Here is a 6,383-nt window from a genome sequence, read left to right as displayed (position 1 = left end):
GTCCGTGATCAAGCCACTCACCCCAGCAGAATAAGCGTCAGTCGTTGGGCAGGATGACCGCGCGTCCCCGGACCTGGCCGGCGTGCAGCCGTTCGTAGGCCTTCGGCGCCTCGGCCAGGCTGTAGGTCTCGACGTGGACCGAGACGTCGCCGTCACGCGCCAGGTCCAGCACCTCGACCAGTTCCGCCCTGCTGCCCCAGTACGGGGCCCGGAACGCCGCGTCGTACGGCGTCACGCCGAAGCCGACCTGCGCGCTGCCGCCGCCGATGCCGACGATGGTCACGTCGGACTCCACCCCCGCGCAGGCCGAGGCGAGCGCGACGGTCGGGGGCGCGCCGACGAAGTCGAAGACCGCCTCCGCGCCGCGGCCGCGGGTCAGTTCCTTCACCGTCGCCGCGGCCGTCTCGTCCGACATCAGGGCCTCGTGGGCGCCGACTTCCCGGGCCAGTTCCAGCTTTTCCGGCGCCACGTCGAGGGCGACGACGCGGGACGGGCTCAGGGCGCGCAGCAGTTGGATCGCCACGTGGCCCAGGCCTCCGGTGCCGATCACCACCGCGGTGCTGCCGCCGACCAGTTTCGGCAGTGAGGCCTTGATGGCGTGGTACGGCGTCAGGCCGGCGTCGGTCAGCGGGACGTTGCGCACCGGGTCCAGGTCGCCGAGCGGGACGAGGTGGCGTACCGAATCGACGAGCAGGTACTGGGCGATCGCGCCGGGGGCGCCGAGCCCGGGCGGGAAGATCTGGAGCTCGGCGGCGCGCAGGCAGTAGTTCTCCTTGCCCTGCGCGCACATGTGGCACATCCCGCAGCCCCAGGGCCCGTAGACGGCCACGCTGTCGCCGATGGCGAAGCCGGTCGCGCCGTCGCCCAACGCCGCGACCGTGCCGGCCCCCTCGTGGCCGAGGGTCAGCGGGAGCGGGAAGCGCAGCGCGGCGGCGGGCATGCTCATCACCGCGATGTCGGAGTGGCACACGCCGGCCGCGGTGACCTTCAGCAGCACCTGGCCGGGGCCGGGTTCGGGGTCCGGGACGTCGACGACCACGGGGGCGGCGCCGACCGCCGGGTACTGGAGGGCCTTCATCGCGGGGACCGCCTTCCGGGTGAACTTTCCAAGCACCCCCACCATGACCCGCTGCCACTGGGGCCGCAATCCGGTACGGGTCCCGGGCCTGGACGCGGCGCCGCCGATCGGTGGAACCTGCCCCCACGACAGCGGCCCGACCTGCACCCGCCGATCGTGGCCGAACCGTGATCTCAAATGAGGTTTTCCGAACATCCTCACGACTGGGAAGATCCTCCTCTCGTCGATTTAGGGGTGCAGACGTTGCCAGGGGTGGGGATTCCGGGCGCGGGTCGTAGACGTGCGACGATCGCGGCGTTCACTGTCGGGTGGTTGGTGATCGCGGGTGGGACCGCCGGGGCCGTGGTGGCCGTCGGGCGGGGTCACTCGTCTCAGGGTGCCGTCGCGAAGGCGGCGCCGGGTTCGGTGACGGGTCAGACGTCTGCGACGGCGTCCACCCCGACACCGACTTCTTCTTCGTCCGCTTCGTCGGCCTCGCCTTCACCGTCGCCGACGCCGACTGTGACGACGTCGAGCCCGTCGCCGTCCTCGACGGTGACCGGCAAGGTCGCCAAGGGCGTGCACACCGGCGACATCCGCTACTTCCTACTGCCGGTTCCATCCGACGGATCGGCGGTCGGCCCCGCGGACGGCGACCCGCTGACCGCCGACGCCGTGGCCGGGTTCTACACGAACAGCTCGGAGGTTCTCAAGATCCTGAAACAGGTCGGCTACAAGGACGGCGCGAGCCGCAGCTACCAGACCGGTGACGCGAAGTACCACGTCGACGTCCGGCTGCTGCACTTCGGCTCCGCCGACGTCGCCCGGAAGTGGGCCGCCAGCGACCAGGGGCTGCCGACCGGGACCGCGTTCAGCATCCCCGGCTATCCGGACGAGAAGGCCTACGACATCCCGCTGGACCCCGAGTACGGGGAGGCGCGGCTGCGCGCGGTCGGCTTCCGCGGCGACGTGTTCTTCGAGGTCGACGTCTTCGGGCAGCCGCCGGTGGACCACGCGGTGCTGATCGACCGGGTGCGCAAGCAGATCGACCGGCTGGACACGGGGAGCTGAGGCACGTGAAGCGACGCACCGGACTGTTGTTCTCCTCGGCGGTGGTGCTCGGGCTGGCCGGCGGCGCCGTCGGCGGGTTCCTGATCCAGCGCTCCCGACCGGCCACGCCGCTGCCGCCGATCCAGCGGACGCCGGCGGTCGCGGCGGTACCCGGCCTTGCCGACCCGCACGACCCGAAGACGGACGACAGCGCGAAACTCGACGGCGACCTGCGGTCCCTGCTGCTGGCCACGCCGGCCGGGGCGAAGGACACGACGGACTTCATGGCCCGCGACTGGTTCACCATCGAGAGCCTGGCCGAGTACTACGCGCAGCCGCAGAACGCGTTGGTGAAGCTGAACTCTTACACCTTCCGGCGTGCCGCCCGGACCGCGTGGACGCTGACGGACGGGACCGAGGTCGAGGTCGACCTGGTGCAGTTCCGGTCGACCGAAGGGGCGTCGTCGTACTTCACGATGACCCGGTTCCCCGAGGACGCGACCGCGCCGAATGTGCCGGGGACGGCGACGGGCTATGTGGGGCAGTACTACGCGCCGGACGGGAGTGGGCGGTACACGGCTTACGGGCTGGTGCGGCACGGGGATGTGGTGGCGCAGGTGTTCATGAGCCGGGCGAAGATCGCGCCGTCGGAGGACCAGGTCATGCAGGTCACTAAGAGTGAGGCGGATCTGCTGTGAGCGGGGAGTGGCCTGGACGACAACCTGCGCGGCAGCCTGAGCAATGGTTCGAGCCGCCGACAGGACAGCAGCCCGCGGTGCGGCGCCGCGGGTGGTTCGTCGCCGGGTGGCTGGCGTCGGCGCTGGTGGTCGGGACGGGCGCGGGGTTCGGGGTCCTGGCGGCTACCGGCACATCGAAGAACTCTGCGACCGCGAGCGTCCCGGTGGCGCCGTCTGGAACGCCGCGCCCGAGCGTGACCTCGGGCGTGCGGCCGGACGGCACGCACTACGGCAGTGTGAAGGACTTCCTGCTCCCCGTCCCCGACGGCTACAAGCCGGGCCCGGACGAGGGCGGGCTCGGCAACGACTCGACGATCTCGCCGGACCAGGCCGACCCGACGGTGTCGCTGCTGTTCGGCACCCTGCCCGCCTCCGACATGAGCAGCGCGAAGGGCGCGATCGCCGCGGGCCGGATGAGCGACGGCGCGGTGCGGACGTACGTGAACGAGGCCGGGACCCTGGACGTGGCGGTGACCGTCCTGCGCCTGGACCCGGCGCAGTCGGCGGAGAGCACGGGCCAGTTCAAGAACGTGGTGAAGCAGTCGCGCGCCTTCCGCAACGGCCCGCAGGTGCCGGGGCACGCGGACGCGCTGTGCGTGCTGCCGGTGACCCACGTCGGCGACCCGCTGGACAGCATGACGTGCCTGGCGACGGTCGGCGACACGTTCGCGATCGTGCGCGCCGAGGGCACGGTGCCGCTGGACACGAAGGCCGTGACCGAGCTGTTCGGACGGCAGCTGGACACGTTGAAGGGCGGGCTGGGGACGTGAGCGCTCAGGATGATCTGATGGCGGCGTTCGGGGAGCCGCCGAAGCCGGACAACGAGACAGACGCGATAGACGCCATAGACGCCATAGACGCGAAGAACGAGCCTAACCAGGCTAACGAGATAGCTGAGGCAACAGGAATAGGTGCAGCGGATGTCTCCGCCGGGCAGACAGAGCAGATCCCGAGTGGTGCAGCTGAAATCGGTGCCGCGAGCGGGCAAGCACCAGCGTTCCCCGCTGCCGCGCCAGCCCAGCTCAAACTCGGCATGAGCGCGCAGGCACCAGCGTTCCCCACTGCCGCGCCAGCGCAGCCCTACCTCGACCCGGCAGCCTTCTTCGCCCAACTCCAAGCCGAGTCCGCCCCGAAGCCGAAGCGGCGCCGCGCACGCCTCGTCCTCCGCTACGCCTCAGCCCTCGTACTCGCCGGTGCCATCGGCGCCGGAACCGCTTACGCCGTCAGCCTCCCCCGTCGCACCGACGTCCCGTTCCTCGCCACGCCGAGCGACGGCCGCTACACCTTCCCCGTCCTGGCCCGGCCCGCGCCGCCAGTCGGGGAGCCGGCGCCGGGGGCCGACAGCAATGAGGCGCAGATCCACTACGGCGACCTGCGGCAGTACCTGCTGCCCGCGCCGAATGGCGCTGTGCCCAAGGAGGATGGTTGGGAGTCCGTCGCAGAGTTCGGTTCCTCCCTCACTGACGCCGACGTCCCCAACCATCTCTACGACGCCGGCCTCCGCCACGTCGCGCGCCGGGGCTGGACCATGCCCGACGGCCAGCACACGGTCGTCGAGCTGCTTCAGTTCCCCGACCACCAGGCCGCCTACGCGGTCCAGGACATGGTGAACGACGCGCCGTTGGCGAAGACGTACCGGGAGGAGAACGTCGTGCCGGTGGTGACGGTGTCGTCGTTCGGTGACGCCACGTTCAACGTCGGGGTGCGCACCTTCGATGATGTGACCGGACAGCCGGGGTACAAGGAGCGGCGGGTGGTGTTCGGGACCGGGGACGTGGTCGCGATCGTCACGACCACCGAGCCGGCCGCGGTGCCGGTGGTGCCGACCGAGCAGGTCGCGATGCTCGAAGCCCAGATGCTGCGCTGATACGTCGAGGATCGAGGCCGAACAGACCTGGACAGACCTCGGCAGACCTCGGCAGACCTCGGCACGACCTCGACAAGACCCCGACAGAAGCAAGAGCGCGACAGAAAGCGGGCCGTCTTCCCAGAGCTAGGAAGGCGGCCCGCATCCGTTACGTCAGACCGGATCTCAGCCCGAAAGCCGCTCCAACAGCAGCTCCCGCACCCGGGCCGCGTCCGCCTGCCCGCGCGTGGTCTTCATCACCGCGCCGATCAGCTGGCCGGCCGGGCCCTGGTTGCCGCCGCGGACCTTCTCGGCGGCGTCCGGGAACTTCGCGATGGCCTCGTCGATCGCCGCGAGCAGCGGGCCGTCGTCGCTCACCACGGCCAGGCCGCGGGCGGCCACGACCTGCTCCGGGGAGCCCTCGCCGGCCAGGACGCCGACGATCACCTGGCGGGCCAGCTTGTCGTTCAGGGTGCCGGCGGCGGTCAGCGTGACCAGCTCGGCCACCTGGGCCGGGGTGATGGCCAGGTCGCCGAGTTCGACCTCCTGCTCGTTGGCGTGCCGGGCCAGCTCGCCCATCCACCACTTGCGGGCCTGGTCGGCCGGGGCGCCCAGGGACACCGTCTGGACGATCAGGTCCACCGCGCCGGCGTTCTGGATCGACTGCATGTCGTGGTCGGTGGCGCCCCACTCGGCCTGTAGCCGGTTGCGACGGACGCTCGGCAGTTCCGGCAGGGTGCCGCGCAGTTCGTCGACCCAGGCGCGGGCCGGGGCGACCGGGACCAGGTCCGGCTCGGGGAAGTAGCGGTAGTCCTCCGCCTCCTCCTTCACCCGGCCCGGGGAGGTGGTGCCGTCGTTCTCGTGGAAGTGGCGGGTCTCCTGGATCACCGTGTCGCCGGCGTTGAGGACGGCGGCGTGCCGGCGGATCTCGAAGGTGACCGCGCGCTCGACCGAACGCAGGGAGTTGACGTTCTTGGTCTCGCTGCGGGTGCCGAACTTCTCGCGGCCGATCGGACGCAGCGAGACGTTGGCGTCGCAGCGCATCTGGCCCAGTTCCATCCGGGCCTCGGAGACGCCGAGCGCCTTGATCAGCTCGCGCAGTTCCGCCACGTAGGCGCGAGCCACCTCCGGCGCGTGCTCGCCGGTGCCGGTGATCGGCTTGGTGACGATCTCGATCAGCGGGATGCCGGCCCGGTTGTAGTCGACCAGCGAGTACTCCGCGCCGTGGATGCGGCCGGTGGCGCCGCCCACGTGGGTGGACTTGCCGGTGTCCTCTTCCATGTGCGCGCGCTCGATCTCGATGCGCCAGGTCTTGCCGGCCGCCTCGATGTCCAGGTAGCCGTTGAAGGCGATCGGCTCGTCGTACTGCGACGTCTGGAAGTTCTTCGGCATGTCCGGGTAGAAGTAGTTCTTCCGGGCGAACCGGCACCACTCGGCGATCTCGCAGTTCAGCGCCAGGCCGATGCGGATCGCGGACTCGATCGCCTTGGCGTTCACCACCGGCAGCGCGCCGGGCAGGCCCAGGCAGGTCGGGCAGGTCTGGGTGTTCGGGTCGGCGCCGAAGGCGGTCGGGCAGCCGCAGAACATCTTGGTGACGGTGCCCAGCTCGACGTGGACCTCCAGACCCATGACCGGGTCGTAGGTGGCCAGGGCGTCCTCGTAGGAAGGCAGGGTCACAGTGCTCGTACTCATG

General features: G+C 70.7%; 7 protein-coding genes. 4 read left to right on the top strand and 3 right to left on the bottom strand.

The features are described from left to right. Positions 1-37: 37 nt before the first annotated feature. A complete protein-coding gene (locus tag KGQ19_RS30505; protein ID WP_212015413.1) occupies positions 38-1,078 on the bottom strand; it encodes an NAD(P)-dependent alcohol dehydrogenase in 1,041 nt (346 codons plus the stop codon). A 413-nt stretch (positions 1,079-1,491) separates the two neighbouring features. Then, on the bottom strand, positions 1,492-1,632 hold the full coding sequence (locus tag KGQ19_RS30500; RefSeq protein ID WP_212015405.1) for a hypothetical protein: 141 nt from the start codon (positions 1,630-1,632) through the stop codon (positions 1,492-1,494). Between KGQ19_RS30500 and KGQ19_RS30495 the strand changes: the two genes are divergently transcribed. The 4 genes from KGQ19_RS30495 to KGQ19_RS30480 all read left to right on the top strand — a co-directional run bounded on the left by KGQ19_RS30495 (position 1,613) and on the right by KGQ19_RS30480 (position 4,711). Next, positions 1,613-2,128: a hypothetical protein gene (locus tag KGQ19_RS30495; RefSeq protein ID WP_212015403.1), complete on the top strand. Its 516-nt coding sequence runs from the start codon at positions 1,613-1,615 to the stop codon at positions 2,126-2,128. The two genes, KGQ19_RS30500 and KGQ19_RS30495, sit on opposite strands and share 20 nt — an antisense overlap. Before the next feature lie 5 nt (positions 2,129-2,133). Then, a complete protein-coding gene (locus KGQ19_RS30490) occupies positions 2,134-2,805 on the top strand; it encodes a hypothetical protein (RefSeq protein WP_212015401.1) in 672 nt (223 codons plus the stop codon). 77 nt (positions 2,806-2,882) lie between these two features. Beyond that, on the top strand, positions 2,883-3,614 hold the full coding sequence (locus tag KGQ19_RS30485) for a hypothetical protein (RefSeq protein ID WP_212015400.1): 732 nt from the start codon (positions 2,883-2,885) through the stop codon (positions 3,612-3,614). 263 nt (positions 3,615-3,877) lie between these two features. Continuing rightward, positions 3,878-4,711 (top strand): hypothetical protein, encoded by an 834-nt coding sequence (locus tag KGQ19_RS30480; protein ID WP_212015398.1) that lies wholly within the window; start codon positions 3,878-3,880, stop codon positions 4,709-4,711. A 165-nt stretch (positions 4,712-4,876) separates the two neighbouring features. Here KGQ19_RS30480 and gatB read toward each other — a convergent pair whose 3' ends face one another. Then, entirely contained in the window at positions 4,877-6,382 is a 1,506-nt protein-coding gene (gene gatB / locus KGQ19_RS30475) for an Asp-tRNA(Asn)/Glu-tRNA(Gln) amidotransferase subunit GatB (RefSeq protein ID WP_212015396.1), read from the bottom strand. Position 6,383: the final 1 nt, after the last annotated feature.

Origin of the sequence: Catenulispora pinistramenti (assembly GCF_018274385.1) — a bacterium.
Lineage (GTDB): Bacteria > Actinomycetota > Actinomycetes > Streptomycetales > Catenulisporaceae > Catenulispora > Catenulispora pinistramenti.
The sequence above is the reverse complement of the archived record's forward strand: the minus strand, read 5'-3'. Positions and strand labels throughout refer to the sequence as shown.